Source organism: Eubacterium sp. AF16-48 (assembly GCF_003479405.1).
Lineage (GTDB): Bacteria > Bacillota > Clostridia > Lachnospirales > Lachnospiraceae > Eubacterium_G > Eubacterium_G segne.
Genome location: NZ_QUHB01000003.1, coordinates 200,539 through 219,741 on the forward strand (window position 1 = coordinate 200,539; position 19,203 = coordinate 219,741).

The 19,203-nt window shown below is 36.5% G+C and carries 23 protein-coding genes and 2 pseudogenes; all 25 read left to right on the top strand.

Annotation, left to right across the window (positions count from 1 at the left end):
- The first annotated feature begins 65 nt into the window (after positions 1-65).
- The 25 genes and pseudogenes from DWW68_RS05305 to DWW68_RS05425 all read left to right on the top strand — a co-directional run bounded on the left by DWW68_RS05305 (position 66) and on the right by DWW68_RS05425 (position 19,116).
- Positions 66-365 carry a type II toxin-antitoxin system RelB/DinJ family antitoxin gene (locus DWW68_RS05305; RefSeq protein ID WP_055068119.1) on the top strand — a complete coding sequence of 100 codons (300 nt, stop codon included), beginning with the start codon at positions 66-68 and terminating at the stop codon, positions 363-365.
- Between the two features lie 48 nt (positions 366-413).
- Complete coding sequence (locus DWW68_RS05310) at positions 414-701, top strand: type II toxin-antitoxin system RelE/ParE family toxin (protein WP_118589069.1); 288 nt, start codon at positions 414-416, stop codon at positions 699-701.
- 558 nt (positions 702-1,259) lie between these two features.
- A complete protein-coding gene (locus DWW68_RS05320) occupies positions 1,260-1,535 on the top strand; it encodes a hypothetical protein (RefSeq protein ID WP_118589068.1) in 276 nt (91 codons plus the stop codon).
- A gap of 28 nt (positions 1,536-1,563) precedes the next feature.
- Positions 1,564-1,971, top strand: a complete 408-nt coding sequence (locus DWW68_RS05325; RefSeq protein WP_118589067.1) for a hypothetical protein — start codon at positions 1,564-1,566, stop codon at positions 1,969-1,971.
- Positions 1,972-2,015: 44 nt separating this feature from the next.
- A complete protein-coding gene (locus DWW68_RS05330; RefSeq protein ID WP_118589066.1) occupies positions 2,016-3,245 on the top strand; it encodes a WYL domain-containing protein in 1,230 nt (409 codons plus the stop codon).
- Positions 3,242-4,021, top strand: a complete 780-nt coding sequence (locus DWW68_RS05335; protein WP_118589065.1) for an endonuclease/exonuclease/phosphatase family protein — start codon at positions 3,242-3,244, stop codon at positions 4,019-4,021. The genes DWW68_RS05330 and DWW68_RS05335 overlap by 4 nt, the downstream gene beginning before the upstream one ends.
- 223 nt (positions 4,022-4,244) lie before the next feature.
- Positions 4,245-4,820 carry a hypothetical protein gene (locus DWW68_RS05340; RefSeq protein ID WP_118594973.1) on the top strand — a complete coding sequence of 192 codons (576 nt, stop codon included), beginning with the start codon at positions 4,245-4,247 and terminating at the stop codon, positions 4,818-4,820.
- 69 nt (positions 4,821-4,889) lie between these two features.
- Positions 4,890-5,309 carry a hypothetical protein gene (locus DWW68_RS05345; RefSeq protein ID WP_021951753.1) on the top strand — a complete coding sequence of 140 codons (420 nt, stop codon included), beginning with the start codon at positions 4,890-4,892 and terminating at the stop codon, positions 5,307-5,309.
- 81 nt (positions 5,310-5,390) lie between these two features.
- Positions 5,391-5,981: a hypothetical protein gene (locus DWW68_RS05350; RefSeq protein WP_118589063.1), complete on the top strand. Its 591-nt coding sequence runs from the start codon at positions 5,391-5,393 to the stop codon at positions 5,979-5,981.
- Between the two features lies 1 nt (position 5,982).
- Positions 5,983-7,023 (top strand): hypothetical protein, encoded by a 1,041-nt coding sequence (locus DWW68_RS05355; RefSeq protein WP_243053031.1) that lies wholly within the window; start codon positions 5,983-5,985, stop codon positions 7,021-7,023.
- A gap of 14 nt (positions 7,024-7,037) precedes the next feature.
- Positions 7,038-7,607, top strand: a complete 570-nt coding sequence (locus DWW68_RS05360; protein ID WP_118589061.1) for a hypothetical protein — start codon at positions 7,038-7,040, stop codon at positions 7,605-7,607.
- 42 nt (positions 7,608-7,649) lie between these two features.
- On the top strand, positions 7,650-7,934 hold the full coding sequence (locus DWW68_RS05365) for a hypothetical protein (protein ID WP_118589060.1): 285 nt from the start codon (positions 7,650-7,652) through the stop codon (positions 7,932-7,934).
- An 11-nt stretch (positions 7,935-7,945) separates the two neighbouring features.
- Entirely contained in the window at positions 7,946-8,551 is a 606-nt protein-coding gene (locus DWW68_RS05370; RefSeq protein WP_118589059.1) for a hypothetical protein, read from the top strand.
- A gap of 20 nt (positions 8,552-8,571) precedes the next feature.
- On the top strand, positions 8,572-8,778 hold the full coding sequence (locus tag DWW68_RS05375; protein WP_021951759.1) for a hypothetical protein: 207 nt from the start codon (positions 8,572-8,574) through the stop codon (positions 8,776-8,778).
- Between the two features lie 51 nt (positions 8,779-8,829).
- Positions 8,830-9,336 (top strand): hypothetical protein, encoded by a 507-nt coding sequence (locus DWW68_RS05380; protein WP_118589058.1) that lies wholly within the window; start codon positions 8,830-8,832, stop codon positions 9,334-9,336.
- Positions 9,337-9,413: 77 nt separating this feature from the next.
- Positions 9,414-9,749: a metallophosphoesterase family protein gene (locus DWW68_RS05385; RefSeq protein ID WP_118589057.1), complete on the top strand. Its 336-nt coding sequence runs from the start codon at positions 9,414-9,416 to the stop codon at positions 9,747-9,749.
- A gap of 32 nt (positions 9,750-9,781) precedes the next feature.
- The gene (locus tag DWW68_RS13700) at positions 9,782-10,501 is read left to right on the top strand and encodes a transposase (protein ID WP_243053030.1); all 720 of its coding nucleotides are present in this window, start codon (positions 9,782-9,784) and stop codon (positions 10,499-10,501) included.
- A complete protein-coding gene (locus tag DWW68_RS13705) occupies positions 10,502-10,897 on the top strand; it encodes a transposase (protein WP_243053028.1) in 396 nt (131 codons plus the stop codon).
- A gap of 435 nt (positions 10,898-11,332) precedes the next feature.
- A pseudogene (locus DWW68_RS05395) lies at positions 11,333-12,897 on the top strand (recombinase family protein).
- Positions 12,894-13,310, top strand: coding sequence for a recombinase family protein (locus tag DWW68_RS05400; RefSeq protein WP_118589056.1), 417 nt, complete (start codon positions 12,894-12,896; stop codon positions 13,308-13,310). The pseudogene DWW68_RS05395 and the gene DWW68_RS05400 overlap by 4 nt, the downstream one beginning before the upstream one ends.
- Positions 13,303-14,874 (top strand): annotated as a pseudogene (locus tag DWW68_RS05405) (recombinase family protein). Before DWW68_RS05400 ends, DWW68_RS05405 begins: the two are co-directional and overlap by 8 nt.
- A gap of 159 nt (positions 14,875-15,033) precedes the next feature.
- Positions 15,034-15,258: a hypothetical protein gene (locus DWW68_RS05410; RefSeq protein WP_117688270.1), complete on the top strand. Its 225-nt coding sequence runs from the start codon at positions 15,034-15,036 to the stop codon at positions 15,256-15,258.
- A gap of 5 nt (positions 15,259-15,263) precedes the next feature.
- Complete coding sequence (locus DWW68_RS05415) at positions 15,264-17,177, top strand: hypothetical protein (RefSeq protein WP_118589055.1); 1,914 nt, start codon at positions 15,264-15,266, stop codon at positions 17,175-17,177.
- Positions 17,164-18,048 carry a hypothetical protein gene (locus DWW68_RS05420; RefSeq protein WP_118589054.1) on the top strand — a complete coding sequence of 295 codons (885 nt, stop codon included), beginning with the start codon at positions 17,164-17,166 and terminating at the stop codon, positions 18,046-18,048. The genes DWW68_RS05415 and DWW68_RS05420 overlap by 14 nt, the downstream gene beginning before the upstream one ends.
- Complete coding sequence (locus tag DWW68_RS05425) at positions 18,049-19,116, top strand: DUF6339 family protein (RefSeq protein WP_118589053.1); 1,068 nt, start codon at positions 18,049-18,051, stop codon at positions 19,114-19,116. It abuts the gene before it with no gap.
- The last annotated feature ends 87 nt before the right edge of the window (positions 19,117-19,203 follow it).

Here is a 19,203-nt window from a genome sequence, read left to right on the forward strand (position 1 = left end):
AAAAATATTTGTGTTGTAAAAAGCAATACATGGTGACACACTATAAGAAACAGGAGGTGCATACTATGGCAACAAAAACTGCAAATGTAACAGCACGAATTCAACCGAATATAAAAGAGCAGGCAGAGGCAATTCTTGACAGACTTGGAATTCCTGTATCTGTATTCATAGATATGACTTACAGACAGGTTATTATGCGTGATGGAGTACCATTTTCACTAGATATTCCGGATAAACTTGTTACAAGAGATTCTATAACACAAGCTGAATTTGATACGATGATGCAGACCGGGCTTGCACAGGCAAAAAAGAACGATTCGGTATCTGTTGATGAGGCTTTTAATCAATTAAAGTCGGAGATATAGTGCATGAATGAATATGAGGTAAGGGTAACAAGGCTGGCATTAGGGTAGATGAAAGAGATAGTGCATTATATTTTAAATGATCTAATGGCACCGGACGCAGCAGATAATCTGCTTGATAAGATGAAAGCAGAGATTACTAAGTTGTCGAGTTTTCCAAAAAAACATGCCTTGATTGATGAAGGGCCATGGAGGACTGAGGGAGTACGCAAGATTGTTGTTAAAAATTTCCTGATTTACTATTGGGTTGATGATGAAAATAACAGAGTTCAGGTAACAGCAGTTATTTATAGCAGAAGAGACCAAATCGGGCAGCTAAGTAATATGGATATGGAGTAGTGGCTTAATCCATAAGGATTACCATAAAAGTATATAGTTGCAAATATATAAAACTGAATACGCGCAATGAAAGAAGCAGATATGTGGAAATATTCCACGTGTCTGCTTTTTTCATGCCCTAAAGATAACAACAAGTATCAGATAAGCTTGTTTCATACAGTTATATATCCCACACCTCAGGTGTACCGGCAGGGTATTAGGGGCAGCCGCCACTAACGAGATGGGTTTTCGTAACACGAAAAACGTATCTCGCCTACTATGTTACAGAAATTTCCAAAGCAGACATTTGGAAAAGAGTTAGGACGACAGGGGTATCATGTCGTCCTTTCGTGTCCTGTAGGGGAAGGTGATCCGCAGAACATGTATCAGTCCTATCTTCGATTGGAATTTGAACCAGAAACCAACAAGGATAGGGAGACAGATCCGTTACACCCTGCTATACCGGAATCTCCATAGGAGAAGGAGCGGAAGGATGCAGAATACAAGAAAAGGATAGATGAATTACTTGCTAAGCTCTATGCCGATGAGAAAGCTCGCAGGGAAAAAGAACGGAAAGAGATGGAAGCAGAACAGGAGCGAAAACGTAGGCTTGAGGCAGAAAAAAAACACATAGAGCAGGAAAAAAAACCGCTGGAATACTTTGAGAGAATGCTTCCGTCATATGATGAGTATGAGAGAGAGAAGTATTCGAAGAATTATGAGTCAGAGAGTGAATTATTAGTGCAGGAATTTAAGTCTGTAACATTACAACAGGATGATATAGATGTTGATATTATTGGACAAGGGAAGCGAATTCTTATTGACAATGTATGGGCACTCTACTATAATATTTAGTAGAGTGATTAAGATAGGAGTTATAGCTATGAGATTACAGATATATATGTCTCCGATGTTAAGTGAAAGATTATGCAAAGAAGCTTTGGATAAACAGATGAAACCATGCGAGCTTGCTGATCAAATATTAAAAGATCATTTTGGAATAAGAGAAGATAAGGAAGATTATCAGAAAGCATTGCACAATTTAATTGAAGAGATAGATCAATTCCTTAAAGATGACGAAAAAGTAAAAAAAGTGGGCGGTACATTTACCTTACTTGATTTTGAAAGTTTTCGGAGTATTGGAACACCAGCTGTTCGGAGTGCAGTAGGAAGAGGGATTGCTAAATATTTTAAAGAACGTAAAGATGTGGAGTATTGCAGAGATGCAAATGGGGAAATATGTAGAACAAGATCAAGGCATGCAGCAATATATAAAATTAGGCAAGATTAAGATGTATAACCTTATAGCACAAAAAAATAGAAAGGAACGGTTTTATGCCACGACCAGAAAAAGAATTTGGAGAACGTAGTAATGATGATATTATACGTGAGATTTTGCGAGAATATGCAAGTAGAGAAAATCCAATAGGAAAAGCAGAGATTATCAAACATGTAAAAGCGATGGGATATATAAAGGAAAAAGATAAATCTAAATCTAAAATAGAGCGCAAGGCAATTGAGGGGTTTTTGGATAGAATGGGTGCAAGAGTCTATGAAACGGAAGAAGAATGCGACGAAATTATAAGAGAATGTCGAGTGACTGAGCGAGAAATAATATTTACTAAAAAAGGGCAGAAAGGAAGGACGATTGGATACTGGATGATGGAAACATTATCTGACACGGAATGGATGTTTCTGATGGATTCAGTACTTAATAGCAAAATCTTGACCAAGAAAGAGGCAGATAATCTTGCAAATAGGATTACATTTCTGGCTGGCAAGAGATTTTCTGATTTGACGAATTATCGTCACCGTATGGGGAATCAGCCGTATTTTGTTGGAGATGATGATATAGATGAAAAAGTTGGTTATATAGAAAGTCGCGTCTTACAGCAAGTTCGGTTAATCAGACAGGCGATTAAGCAGGGGAAAAAGATAAAATTTAATCTGTGCGTGTATGATTATGGAAATCAGAAGGTAAGGCTGGTACCATATGGAAGATATGGAAAGGTGCTGCCAGAGACACCGGAGAAGTATAAAGAGGATGTACACAGGATTTGTTCACCATTTGATATTATATTTTTTAATGGACGCTACTATATGTTGGGAGCTGATTTGGAAACGGAAAGACGTACAGACTTGAAATATAAGCTGTACAGAATTGATTTGATGACAGACGTTACAATTAATCGAGCGAAAGCTGTTACAAAAGAGGAGGTCGGACTTTTAGAATTAAATGATCTATTTGAATATAGAATGGAAAATCCGTATATGTTCACAGGTAAGGTTGAGAGAGTAAGAATACGTATAGATGCAGATCAATTCACACAGGTTGTGGATTGGTTCTCAGATCGCTTTAAGGTTGTAGGATACGATGCGGACGAAAACAAGTATTATGATATAGAACTCAAAGTAAATCTCAATAGTTTTACTTTTTGGATATTGCAATATAGCGGATGTGTAGAAGTTCTTGACAGAGAGAAAAAAGGCGAGAAATCCTATAGAAATAAGATTAAAGAAACATTGAAAAAAGCATTGGAAAAGTATGAGGAGTATGACCAATGAAGATAATAACATGGAATATAAATAGATTTGATGGGGTATGGGACTGGTATGAAAAAAAGAAAGATAAAGACACCAAATATCGAGAAAAAATGGCAAAAGCAATCATTGGATATTTGGTTAAATTAATATCAAATGAAGATGATGTGGCAGTATTGCAGGAGTTCCCCTATTATGAGTATAATGGTAGTATTCAATGGGGTTGTGATGAGTATAGTAACTGGACATCTTTATTTGAGAAGAATAATCTAACAGTTATAGAACCGTACAAAAAGGGACTAAATGTAACAGTAGCTGTGGTTCCTAAGCAGAAAAGTGTATGGAAAAAGACAGATGGTGATGATTGTAAAACATCATTTAAAGATGGGTATTTAAATAAGTATATTGAATTGTTAAAAGAATTTAGAATACTTGGAATTCATCTACCTAGTTCATCTGTATTATTGCCTTTATTGCACGGAATGGGAGAAGCCGATAGACCGGACTTAATTTTGGGAGACTTTAATTCAGGAGATTACGTAATCAAGAATAGATGGGATGAAGAACATGAGTGTGAAAGACAACAGTATCGAAAGCTGATTAATGTATATGGCTACACGGATATTTCTGGAGGTGGTGTAACAAATCATATAACAGGATCTTCAATAGATCATTTTTTAATAAAAAATACAGTGCTTTTTAGATTGAATATAAAAAACGTTTTTATTGATGATAATAAAACATTGTCAACATTGTCCGATCATTATCCAATTATAGTGGAATTGGAAAAGAAGTTTTAGAGAGCCATTTCCTTCAAATACAACAGATGCCACTAGTGTATTTGGAACGCTTAACAAAATATGCTACTCAGAATCGGGTATCAGGTGTAAAACGAGAATTGAAAGAGAGATAAAGTTTTGTTTTTGATATTTCTGAAAGAAACGATTTGAGTAGATTTATAAACCAATTGATATAGTAAAATCTAAAGGTAAAAAACAAAAAGGGGCAGTTGTTTTGGAGTTTATGATAAAGAGAACCAGTATCTGGATGTGGTCAAAAATTACCTTGTATTTAAAACAGCATAATTTGTATTTTGAAACAGATCTGATGGAAGGTATACCGAGAATAACGATGGTTTTTAAGAATTGTGACAGATCTCCAGGTTATATTACAGAGGGGTGTATCTGGTTTTATGAGAATTCTATGGAAGTAAGAGTTTATTATTCAAAATTGGGTGCAGAAATATGTCAAAAGTCGAAGCATCTGCCTGAATTATACAGATTAATGAATTATATAAATGCCAGATTGTGGGTAAGCGTTTCAGATGGTCTGGAAGGTGCATTATATCAGTCTCAATATTTAATATTGCCAAGATTCTATGTTACCGAAGACGAAATGCAAGATATTACAGCAACAATGCTTATTCCATATACGCATTTTGAACTGGATATGTTGGAGATAGAAGATTTTATTACATCAGTGCTCCCCGGCTTGCTAGATGATTTAAGTATTCCAGTGTTTCTTTTGCTTGAAGGCAGGATAACCGCAGAAGAAGCTATAGATATGGTGAGGTCCTCGGGTGACCGAGGGTATATTTGAGAGTTCAATTTTAAAAGACGTTTCTGTTTTTGGTTTTAGTCGGATTGGTGACAGAGGAAGGTGAAAGAAATGGAACAAAAATTTAGTTCAGATTTAGAAATACCCAAATATCTCAAACGGAAAGAAAATGATATATCTAAAGCAAATAAGAAGTCAAAACACAGGCATCAATATGAAGAATGTCTAATTAGATATAAATGGAATTGGGAAGAAAATAAAATTCATACATCACTTAACAGCTATTGTATTATCTGTGGGAAAATCAATGATAAAATGAAAAATTCTATTGTAGTAGATTATATGCAAAAAATAGATACACCAGTGGGAAAACGTTATATACAGATTTCAGAGGATGTATTATATCAGACATATCGTGGAAAATTACCAGTATTTTTTGTAGAAGACATATATAAAGATAAATTTGTAAATTTACATAACACGAATAGCGTTAAAAGAGATGAAGAAAACATAGAGGTGAAGAACGTATGAAATGTGAAAATGTAGGTTTAAAATCAATATTGGCACCAAAATTCAGTAAACAGAATAAAAACTGTACCTTGTGAAATTACCATGTATCAGGCACTTGACTTTCTTTTGGAAGCAAGAATAAGGGATTTCGTGAATTTAACTAACAGATTCGTAGACACATCAAACTTATGGATTTACAACTACTACAATAGTGAAACGAAATCATTTCACTTCGATTTCAAGGAGAGAATTGTTCCGGACAAAAATATTTGCAAGAGTGCTATATATGATCAGGCATTTATTGATGAGCTTATTAATATTGAAGAACATGAAAATGCATCTGTCTTCAAGGGAAATATGGTTCATTATGTGGTATGCGGTCATAGTATTGAGGCTGTAAAAGATATGACGGAAACACTTATGCAGAGCTTAATAAGGGCAAAGCGTATAAGTAGCCGACGCATGGAAGTAATCAGCGAGATAGAACCTGATGTGTATCTTGTACAAAATCATCTTAACGACATAATTGAGGGGAATTACGGAGGAGTGGTAGTTCTTGATCTTACAGAAAAGTTTGGTTGTGATCCGGTAGATTATACTTTGACTAGCAAATATATAGTGAATCTTCTAAAAGAGTATAGAAATAAATGTCTTTTTGTTTTTACATACTCCTATAATTATTTGGAGGTCTAGAATGGAAAAGGATTTTATTGATGAGTTTATCACATCGAAAGATACAAGAGCTTATCTACATAGTATTCACCACGAATTTACAGATATAGAAAAGGCTACAATAGTTGCAAATCACATTATGATTTCATATGAGGAAAAGGTAAAGTGGTTAAAACAGTTTATGGACGAAATAACTGATGATGTATTAAGGAATAGGATATTAAAGGCGATATCACAGATTAGGGAAGACAAGCAATATTACAATGAGAGAAATATTGCATCAGGAAATATATCGTACAGTGAATCATTGTCTGACTTCATATTTATACCACACAACTTCCGGCATGGTGACATTGTAAGAAGTCTCTATGGTAACTGGAACACAACTATGTTTAACGAGAAGATAGGAATAATCTTAGGTTATTTTGACGATGATTATGAGCTTTATAAAAATCTCAGAGGAGATTATTCTGATGTTCAGGTTTGCGTAGATATTAAGTTTGATGGAGTAGCATATCAGGGAGAGTTTGAACATGAGCATATTAATCCGATATATATTGAGCGTATGTCCTTGAACGAAAAAGATGAGAGAATTGCATATCTTAAATATCTCACGAATTTATACAGTAAAAATAGTCATAGGATTAATGCTGATAACAAACCTGAATATGCAGGTGGTTCAGATGATTTATTAGAGCAGAGATATCTTAGTGAATATATCCCGGTTTATGATGATACTTCTGGTATTTGGTGTGTGCAGATGGGATATGGTTTTGAAAGAGGAGCTGTTGATTATATTGCGGCGGAGTTCTCTGGAACAGGGTTAATATATCATTTCGTGCGTAATGGTCAGTTGGATCATGCCCATGGATTTGATAGTGTGTTGGAAGAAGTTTTGCAGGATCCAGAAAATGTAGATATTGTCACAGACTATGGTGAATATTCACAGCAGGAAATAAATATGGTTAGTGGGATAAAGAGAGCTGTGATGTTTGTACAATCACACCGCAGACCTATGACCAGTGCAGAACTACGTGAAAATAGTATAGAGATAAAAAAATAAAGGAGAAGATAATTTTGGATATATATGAGGCATTTGCTGTATCAAATAAGCCAGGAGAAATAACATTAACAGGATTTCATTTCATAAAAGATGTGCTTCCACATAATTTTGAGGTTTGCTTAATTATAGAGAAGAATGGCCACCTATCTGCTGGTTGTTGGGACACCGGATTATGGAGCACTGAAAATGGAAAGGCGGGAAGCTTCAGGCAAAGCCGAGGAGGAGTAATTGAACTTGATAATGTACTGGCATGGTTACCTATAGAAGAAACAACAATAAACATAAAAGAATTATGGTGGAATCCTGAGTATCGTCTCATATCTATTTTTTTGAATTGTGTTATGGTGTTTGCAAAAGATGCTGATAAATATCTAACTATCGAATATTACGGTGGAAATGAAAAGAAAATCATCTTTCACATGGATGTAACGACGGGCAACATATTAGAGATTGATGAAAATGGCAGAGGCGAAATATACTATCTCCAATCTACAATGAGAGCATGGTATGATGATTTGAAGGAAAAACTTTTGGAAGGCTATTATAGTGGCAGATATACTGTTTTGCCAAAGTGGGAGGAATAGCACTTATGAATTATGAACCAAGGACATTAGAAGAGATTGTCGTTGGGAGTGAAAGATTTAACAATGAGCAGAAGTTATAAGCATACACCAGTATACAAAGTCGGTGGCAAAACGAAATTTGCCAAGAGAGTAGCGAATAAGAAAATACGTCGTTCGGGAAAAGATAATCTCGAAAATGCATATTCGGGTAAATCCAATGATTATCGCAAAGAAAATGAATCATGGCATATTTGGGATTATAGATTTTGGGGAGAACCAATATGGAGAGCGGAATCTTGGCGGAACATAGAGGGAAAATTATGGGAAAAACTTTATAAGAGAAAGTGAGGCAATAGATTATGGCAATTCAGTTTAAGGAACTTAGAAAGTATTTGGAAAGAAATATCAGGTTATCCATATGTTTTGAAGATGGTCATTATCACGATTATCTGATGATTTCGGACATACCGGCTGAAAAATACAATGACTTATATATTTATGGTGTGGGAATGGCAGATGTTGAATTTTCTAAGGATATATACATATCTCAAAAGGATTTAGACGGAGTAATTGTTTCAATAAACGATGATACGATAGAACCTGCGATTGAGATTGTTCTTCATGAAAATTCACGTGAGATAGAAAGAAAGGCAGAAGATGTTCTTTTGTTCAAAGATATAAAGCCTTATTTACAGATAGGGCGAAATTTTGCTGTTGTTAATAGAGAAGACTGGTCATACAGATTATACGAATATCGAAATGAAATTCCAGCTAGTTATGACGACATGTTTGTGTATGGTATAGGCATGGAGGATAATTTAGAAGAAAGCGATAAAAATATCGCAAAAGTGTTGGAAAAAAGAAAATTTGATTCATGCTTGAATAAGCGGATGGTAATTGTGTTGTCAAATACAGCGAGGACGGATATTGAAATAAATGGAAAAACTATATATGGAATATTTTAGAGCGAAGGATGGTTATTATTATGAATTTGTCTGAGTTTTTGGAAAATTGGGATGGTAATACACAAATTGTGGTAAAGACTGATACAGAGGAAGTATTTTGCGGGAAGGTTGCGGATGTATCCGTGGATATAGCATGCAGATATAGTATTCCTAAAGCTGGTGTAAAGCATAATAGAGAAATAATGCACATAATTGTAGAGCATAACGGCAAAGAAAAAAGCAATTGATTTCAGTAAGCGGATTAAAAATAGAGTACAAAAATGGAAGGTGGATTTGTTATGGAGAATAGATTATTTTTATTATATTTTCCGGGTTATTATGATGGAGATGAAATCATTGGAATATATGATGATATATCGAAGTTGAAAGCTTCATATGAACGCGTGATTAGTAATCCTGCAGATGAGTATGGATTTCAACAATATGATTTTTATCTCAATAATCCTTGTACAAAACTTACGATAGAAGAATTCAATCAGGACAATGAAATATTTGTAGAAGTAGAACCTGAATTGCTATGGGCAGAGTTTGATAAGGAATCTGTTTATGGGAAGGGACCGTTCTTTCTCCTTGTTACAGCAGATGAATGGAATCATGATGCCGACGAGTGGCTTGGAATATATGTAAGCAAAAAGACAGCAAGGGAAGCCTATGATAGGGCAGTTGCATGGTGGAATGAAGAGCAGAAGCGGGTGTCGGTTTCTACATCGCAAAGAGTTGCGATATTTGAGTATATTGCTATGGATGACAGATTTAGAGAAGTGGAACGAAAAGAGCTAGACTGAAATGAGAAGGAGATTCTAAGTAATGGCAACTTATGTTATTGGAGATATTCATAATTCACTAAAAAAAATTTGATGAAATGATTAAGCTGATATCACCTACAACGCAAGACCAGATTATTCTTTTAGGGGATATATTTGACCGTGGAGGTGCCGAGCCAGATCCTGTTGGTGTTTATTTTAGAATTTGTGGGTTAAATACAAATGTAAAATGGATTCGTGGTAATCACGATCATCTTTTGGCAAAATATATCTATACTTACTACGGAACTGTCCCAAAGAAGCGAAGCAACTTGCAACCATACAGGTATAATTTATTCGATTTGATGAAGGACAGACTTACTGAGGCAGATATGCTGAATTTGGCGGATCAGATTATGGATCTGCCTTTGCATATTGAACGAATAATAAGGTAACAGGGATTACCGCATACAATAGGAGGTCACATATGAATAGTATAGTTTATGTTGGGATGGATGTCCATAAGGAACAGTACACACTTTGTTGTTATAGTTATGATACAGATAAGGTTGAATATAAACAGACAATACCATCAGATTACAAACTTGTTCTTAAATATATGGAACAGGTTCGTTCAAGATATGAAGGTGAGGTTACATTTGTTTGTGGATACGAGGCAGGATGTTTGGGTTATTCTTTGTATCATCAATTAAAAGATCATGCTGTAGATTGCAAAATATTGGCTCCAAGTACAATGGCTGTAACCAATACACATCATGTAAAAACTGATAAAAGAGATGCTGCAAATATAGCCAGATGTCTGGCATTTCATACTTATAGTGAAGTATATGTTCCAGATAATGATGACAATGATGTTAAGGAATATATTAGAATGCGTGATGACCAGAAGCTGTATCTCAAAAAGGTAAAACAACAGATACTTGCGTTTGTTTTAAGACAGGGAAAACGTTTTGAAGGCGGAAAATCTTATTGGACTATTGCACATCTGAAATGGTTAAAAAATTTGGAATTGCCAGATTTACAAAGAGAAGCTTTAGATGAGTATCTTCTGACGTATGAATATTTAACAGAAAAAATCAACAGATTTGATGAAAGAATAGAAGAACTTGCATCAGCAGAAAGATACGAAGAAAAAGTAAAACATATGAGTTGTCTTCTTGGAATTAAGACACATACAGCCCTTTAAATGATTGTCGAAGTTGGTGATTTTGAAAGATTTGAAAAAGCACCGAAATTTGCTTCATTTTTAGGTCTTGTACCAAGTGAAGATTCCAGTGATACGAGAGTTAATCGCTACAGCATAACAAAAGCTGGAAATAGCCACTTGCGAAGACTTTTAGTTGAAGCAACCCAGAGTTATACAAGGGGAAATGTAGGACACAAATCAGTGGCATTGAGGCAAAGACAGCAAGGAAATCCACCGGAAGTAATTGCGTATGCAGATAAAGCAAATGAAAGGCTTAGACGAAGGCTTTACAAAATGACTCTAAACAAAGGAGTTAATCGAAATGTGGCAGCAACAGCAATAGCAAGAGAATTAGCGTGTTTTATCTGGGGTATGATGACAGAACATGTAAGTTAGTAGAATATTCATCTGTTTCAGTCAAGGATGCTTCGCATCGCCATTGGCGACAGGTCCCTGACAGAATCATCTGAATATTCTTAAGGGTAATCAAGCAGAAGAAACTGACTCTGTCAGATTACATCTGCAAAACAACTAATTAACACTGGATACAGAGGTAGAGCCTTGGAGCACTCTAAGGTCCTAATTATTTGCGACTCACCTCTGTTGACACTATATTTATATATTTTGATTCACGCTAGGAGACGGCAAGATTCACGGCGGATCATTGACCTGTTGGTAACCAATCCACGTATAACAGAGTGGCCAAGGCCAGGGACTGTTAGTCTGGGGTTCTACCTCTGTACCCAGTGTTAAAATTTAATGAAAGGAAAAGTTTGTGGTGATTTTTGTGAATTTACTCTTGACAAAGGTCACTTCATAACAGGTGAGACAATGGCAAGGATAACCAAGATTGAAGCCATCAAGAGTTTCATAGAAAAAAGAAAACACGAGTTGCTGCCTATGCCAGAGTATCTACCAGATCGGATGGGCAGTTACTAAGTTTGGAAACACAGAAGGAACATTACGACAATTTCATTAGTGCGAATTCCGAATGGGAATATGCAGGTCTGTATTATGACGAAGGTGTTTCCGGCACAAAGGTGGAAAAGCGTGATGGACTGCTTGCACTTCTGAAGGATTGTGAAGATGGCAAAATCGACCGAGTGATCACAAAGTCTATCAGTCGATTTTCAAGAGATACAACCGACTGCCTGGAGATGGTAAGACGACTGGCATTATTAAACATTTATCTGTACTTCGAAAAGGAAAATATCGACACCGAACACATGAGTTCAGAATTGATGCTTTCCATATTAAGTTACATTGCAGAGAGCGAGTCGAGATCCATTTCGCAAAACAGCAAATGGTCCGTAAAACACCGCTTCGAAGAAGGGATTTTCATTATCAGCTATCCACCATATGGATACGCAAACGAAGATGGTAAGATGGTAATCATTCCGGAAGAGGCAGTAGTTGTTAAGGAGATTTTTTCCATGACCATTAACGGCATGGGAACCTATGTGATTGCAAGAGAACTCAACGAAAAGGGCATTCAAAGTAGGAAGGGAACTAAATGGCATCCATCCACTGTAAGAGGAATTCTGCAGAATGAAAAATATACCGGGGATGTAATTTTTCAAAAGACATATACCGATGATGATTTCAATCGGCACACCAATTACGGAGAGAAAAACATGTACCTTTGCAAGAATCATCATGAACCGATTATCAGCCATGAGATTTTTGATAAGGCGGCAGCAGTGATTGGACAGAGAGCAAAAGAAAAAAGCATTGAGGCAGGTATTGGAAAGTACCAGCGTCTTTATGCATTTTCCGGGAAGATTATCTGTGGCGAATGCGGATCAACATTTAAGAGAAGACAGCATTATAAGCCGAGCGGAGATTATGTTGCTTGGTGCTGCAATACGCATATTACAGATAAGGATGCCTGCTCTATGATGTACATCCGTGATGAGGACATCAAGACAGCATTTCTCAGAATGATTCGGAAGTTGCAAACTGCTCATGCAAAGGTATTAAAGCCTTTTGTTGAAGAACTAAGAGGAGCAAACAATAAGGAAGGATTGTACCAGGTGCTTTCATTGGAAGAACAGATAGAAAAGAACGTGGAACAGATAACGGTTCTTACGAATCTGCTGAGTTCCAGTTATATCGAGCCGGAGATTTTCCACACAGAAAAGAATCAGCTAATCTTAGAGGCTGACAGGCTTGCAATGGAGAAACAGCTGATTTCGAAGAGTATCAATGGTGACCTTACTCATTTGGAAGAGGCACAGAAGCTCCTACGGTTTGTTTCAAAGAAAGCAGAAATCACAGAGTTTGAAGATGAGATGTTCCTGGAATATGTTGATATGATGACAGTTCATTGCAGAGATGAAATAACCTTCAATCTGAAATGCGGACTGAATTTAACGGAGAGGTTGGTGAACGCATGACACATACACCATACGGATACATCATTGACAATGGTCAAGCAGTTATTGATGAGCCAAATGCAGAAAGAGTGAGAATGTTATTCCGAGAATACATTAAATGTGGATCCATGAGAGCTGCAGCTAAGAAAGCCGGAATTGATAAAACGCACTCGGTAATCGGCAGATTTCTAAAAAACAAAGTGTATGTTGGCACAGAGTATTATCCGCAGATTATCAATGAAAATGTTTTTACGAAGGCACAGGAAATCAGAGGAAACAATGCCAAAAGCCAAAATCGTATAGGAGCATACAGACCTCATCCGAAAGGAGAGATTGGTACTTTCACTATTAGAAAGGTAGCAGTGCAATACGATGATCCATACAAACAGGCAGAATACGCATATAGTCAAATCACGGAGGTAGCAAATGAATGAGAATGTAACATTGATTCCTGCCAGAATACGAGCAGGCAATCGAATATCTAAGGAAGAAAATAAGCCGAAATTAAGAGTCGCAGCGTACTGCCGAGTCAGTACTGACAGCGATGAACAGGCGGGGAGTTATGAAGTGCAGGTTCAGCACTACACAGAATATATTGGCAGAAATAAGGAATGGAAACTTGCTGGAACCTATACTGACGATGGAATCTCCGGCACCAATACCAAGGAGCGTGAAGGATTTAATGAGATGATCGATGACTGTATGGCTGGAAAAGTAGATTTGATTATTACTAAGTCAATCAGCCGATTTGCAAGAAATACCATCGACTGCCTAAAGTATGTAAGACAGCTGAGAGAAAAGAATATAGCCATCATATTCGAGAAGGAAAACATCAATACCCTAGAGGCATCTGGGGAGCTGCTCCTTACTATCATGGCTTCGCTTGCACAGCAGGAATCAGCATCCTTATCACAGAACGTAAAGTTGGGACTGCAGTTCCGATACCAGGAAGGAAAGGTAGTAGTGAACCATGAGCATTTCCTCGGATATACGAAGGATGCAAAAGGAAACCTAATCGTTGATAAGAAAGAAGCGAAGGTTGTGAAGCGTATCTTCCGAGAGTATTTGGAAGGGGCAAACTTTAGAGATATCGCAATGGGACTGGAACGAGATCATATTAAAACCGGAGGAAAACGTTATAAATGGCATATGAGTACGGTTCGTGGAATTCTTTCAAATGAGAAATACATTGGTGATGCACTTTTGCAGAAGACCATCACAACAGATTTTATCGAAAAAACAAGAATTAAAAACGATGGAACGGTTCCCCAGTATTATGTAAAAAACAGTCAGGAAGCAATCATACCGAGAGATGTATTCACCCAGGTTCAAGAAGAAATGCTAAGAAGAGCCGATATGACAAGTGGAAGAGATGGGAAGAAACGAAGAATCTACTCTAGCCGATACGCACTCTCAAGCATTTGCACTTGCATGAAATGCGGAGATATTTATAGGCGAGTGGCTTGGAATAACCGAGGCAAGAAATCAATAGTATGGAGATGCTGCACAAGAGTGGAAAATGGACCATCGGGTTGCACAGCACCGACAGTGCCGGAGGAAGAACTTCAACAGGCAGTTATCGATGCCATGAATGCTGTATTGGAGAGTTCCAAGGATGTGATAGCTATATTGGAAGAGAATATTCTGGAAGTTGTCAGCCAAGACAATTCTGATGAAATTGAGGAAATTAACAAGACCATTGCATAAAAGCAAAAGGAACTCTTGGAATTGGTACACAGCAAAAAAGATTATTCGAAATGTGCTGATGAAATGGAAAAGCTTAGGCAGAATAAACAGCTGCTTTTGGTAAAGCATGCTCAGACCGAAGGCACCAGACAGCGAATCAATGAACTTGTAGCCTATGTTAAAACACAGGATACTCAGATAACCGAGTATGATGATAAGCTAGTAAGGAAATACATCGATCAGATAAAGATTTATGACGATAAGTTTGTGGTCTGCTTTAAGGCCAAGATGGAAATCAATGTTTTAAGATAAAATATAAAGAAATTAGCAGCGTCCAGACGGAAGTCTGGACATTTTAATTTACAAATAATAAAATTATATGAAAAATAATTTAGAAATAATTGCGATATATTGACAAATATAGTTGAAATGTGTATGATAAAATAAAAATGTACGATAAGGAGAAAAATTATGGCTGAATCGAAGCATGATAAATTTATAAGAGTTGCTGAAGCTAGAACAAACAAAATTATTGATATGATTCGACTTTTAAGTAACTGCTCTAATACCGCAACATATGAATACACTGATGAAGACGTAAAAAAGATTTTCTCTGCACTAGAATCAGAATTAAAAACTTGTAAAAGCAAGTATCAGGATAATAGCAATAAAGAAAGCAAATTTACGTTGAGGTGATTTAGATGACTATTGAATGGAAGTTTCCGCATAATGGATTTGGACAAGTGCGTGGAGTATCGGACGCAGGCATTGAAACCTTTACAGGAACAGAGATACAGTCGCTTGCAAGAGAAATTTGTCAAAACTCATTAGATGCAGCGGTGGAAGGCAGTAATGCGACCATCAAAGTTGATTTTGAACAGTATAGAATTCCTTCTTCTGATATTCCTGGATATGAGCAGTATGCTTCTAAAATTCAGAAGGCTTATGATTATTGGTCGAAAAAGAATAGTGAAAAGACCATTAAGGTACTGACAAAGGCATTAAATGCAATTAAGAAGCCTAATACAGTTGTTTTGCGAATTAGCGATTTCAACACAACTGGACTTAGCCATCCATATGAGGATAGTGACGAAGGCTGGAATGCATTGACAAAACTCGATGGTGGTGCGACAAAAACGGGTGATAAAGCCGGAGCATTTGGAATAGGAAAGAACGCACCATTTACAAATTCGGATTATAGATTAGTTTTTTATAGAACTCTAAATGAAGATCAAGAGACTGCTGCACAGGGAATGTCACGCTTTATATCTTTTCCAGAAGATTTAAGCAATAGTATGAATACGATGACAACTGGAATTGGTTATTACGGAAATCCGGAAGGTAACTTACCTGTTGATTCTATCAGTGAGTTGGAAAAACTATATCAGAGAACTGAGATTGGTACAGATGTTTTTGTGTACGGATTTAATGCGGGACATGAATGGAATAGCGATGTAATTAACGAGGTTCTAGAAAATTTCTTGATGTCTATTCACAAGAATTTATTAAGTGTTACAGTTGACAATAAAGTCATCGATAACTCTACGCTTGCAAGTTATCTCAGCACGTATAACTCAAAGATAAAAAATGCATATTGGTACTACCAAGTGCTTGTTCGACCTGAAACAAAAGTGTTCAAAAAGGACTTTCACGGGATGGGAACTCTAAAACTTAGCGTTCTGGTCGATCCTTCGGAGAAATTGAATAGAAAAATTCTCATCACTAGATCTTCCGGAATGAAATTGTTTGCATTGGGTAGTATGTCGAGAATTATTTCATTTTCTGGTGTGCTTGAAATGGGAGGTAAAGAGCTTAATGAATTCTTTAGAGAAATGGAAACGCCAGCACATGATAAGTGGTTGCCAAGCAGACACTCAACAAATGTGCCGCTTGCAAAAGAATATAACAATGAGCTAAAGGATTGGATAAGAGGCTGTATTCAAACGTTGGGCGAACATTCCAGTGACGATGAAATTGAAGTTGCAGGTTTGGCTGGTGTTCTTCAGAAGGAATCGGATAAGACTAATCAGCGTGGAGATGACAGTAATAAAGAAAGTCTTCAAGATAAGATTGGTTCCATTACAATTCAGCCTCGAACATCAAAAACAAAGCCAAAGGGTTTATTTTACGGCAGTGATGGAAATGGAAAGTCGAAAAACACGGATACGGAAGGAACCATCGGTTCTGATGGAGATGATCCAACAACTCGGAATTTAGGTGGTACTAGACATAGGAGTAAAAAGGATTCTCATAAAGGAAGAGCGGAACAAGGTGGACATGATACCGTACATAAAAGATATGGTGGAGATATAAACCAAGAACTTAAGAATGTTAGAGTTATAAAGACATCGAGAAACACTTATAGAGTTTCCTTTATTTTGCCACGGGATATTTGTGCAGGGCATGTTGAGATTGTTACAGTTGGTGAAAATGGTAAATCAAATCGACTGGCCATCCATTCTGCATCAGAGTTGATGGGGTGCACAGGAATAAAGAAGAGTTCGGAAGGTGTAGATTTTTCTAGTATGAAGGGAAACGAAAAAGTCCAGTTTGAAATCACTTTGCTTGATAACCGGGATTATGCGATGGAGGTAAATGTATATGAACATAACTAAAAGATTATATACATATCCAGTTCTAAGCGAAGAAAGAGATGATTACACTGATTCTGTCTTTGATGCAGATGTGCAGTATAAAATGAATGGTGTTAATAATCTGTTGTTTGATTTCGATATAGAAATGGATAACAAAGAACTTCAGAAAATGATCCTGGAAGGTGATGCTGAATATGTGATTCATATTGAATGCGCAAACACATCATATAGAACTACAATTCATGATATTTCCAATCACGTAAGCAAAGAAATTCCGATTGGAAGAATTAACGGAAGAATAGAAATTATCGTTTTAATAGTGACAAAAAAAGATGTTAATCATTTTGTGAATTCTAATTGGGACGATGATTATCAAGGGCTGTCATTCGAACTGTCGAAAGGAAGTATTCTTGCGTATAAAAATATACCAGCTATTGATATTGTAAAGAATTACGAAGAATTTAACAGCGCAAGTTCAATTTTTAAGGTGTATAAGCGGTTAACAACAGAACCAAAGCCAATGGAGGTGGAATTGTCAACTGCACAAATTGGTATCGGTTTGGGATTAGAAGAGTATGAGATTTACTCTCGTTTCTGTGACAAAGAAGAATTTCAACCAATATTGAACTCCATGATGGTTTTCCCTGCCTTAGTATATGTTTTTGAAGAATTAAAGCAAGAGAATGGCATTGAAAATTATGCAGGTACAAATTGGTATATTTATTTATCAAAGGCCTATGAGAAACGTGGAGTAGACTTGGAAAATGAGATGTTATATTCAGATAAGACCTCTGTGCAATTAGCACAGGAAGCAATGGAATTACCGTTGAATGCTGCATTGAGAAAATTTGCAGATTTGTTTGAAACTGATGAGGAAGAGGAGGATGTTTAAATGAAACTATATTTTATGAAAAAAGAAGCACTGGACATCCTTAAATCAAACCTCGATATGGTTTACAACATGTATTTCACAGAAAAGGATAATAAATGGCTTTGGAAGGTATGTGGAGGAGATCCGTTTGTCGAATTTAAGGAGATACAAGATTTCCAGTTGGCACCGATTGATTCTGATATGTCAAAAGGTGAAGTTGAGTTTGCGAACTGTAAGATTATTTATCAGCACTTGTCATTTTTGACAGAGTCACAGGCTTGTGATGAAAGACTGTGGGCGGGTCTGTGCCATTCGGTTTATTACGATTACCTTAGAAAAAGATGGGACTATGATACAAAATCACCTAAAACACAGAAAGAGGCTGTATCAAATATAAAATCGAGATTTTTCTTTTCTGGTGGTACAAGAGCCGGATTATTTAGAAATTCCATAGCCAAGTGTTGGTGGGTTGGAAGAAATACCTATGATCCAAGTAATGTAGCAAATCCATTTGAAAAATTGGATATTATAGGTAGCAACGATATTAGTAGTAAAATTTCCGATATTTTTTACAGTAATAATTTCTCTGCAAATCCGGTTATTTTGAATGGCATCGTTAAAGCATTCAAAAACTTCAAAGAGGAAAACACACAGCTTTCACTCAAGGAACATATAAGACCAACATTGCAATTCTTGAATGCAGTAGGCGGTGGAGTTGTTTTAGATTGTCTTGATGAGGATGAGATTGCTGATATGCTCATTGATAACATCTATGGAATTTTACAAGGTGATGAGCAGGGGGTAGAGATTGAAGAGGAATCCGAAGAGTATGAAGATATGGATGTTGATGGCAATGACATATCAGAAGAAGAAAACTCTGAAGATAGTGTTGAAGAAGAGTATATAGTTATTGGTCAAAAAGTCAATGTTCGTATTAAGGAAACCGATGAACAAAAAACAATACTGGTAAATTATCTTCCGAATTCCACAAAGATTCCGCCATTGGCAAAAAGCCTTTTAGGCTGCTGGATTGGAGATGAGGTTCCTTTCCAAGGAAAGACATATATTATAGAAGCAATTCAAAAGTAGAGAACAGTTAAAAAAGTGTTTTCAGTGGTGACACTTTTTAACGATAGCCTCGACCTATCGTTAAAAGGTTCATGGATATGTTTCCTT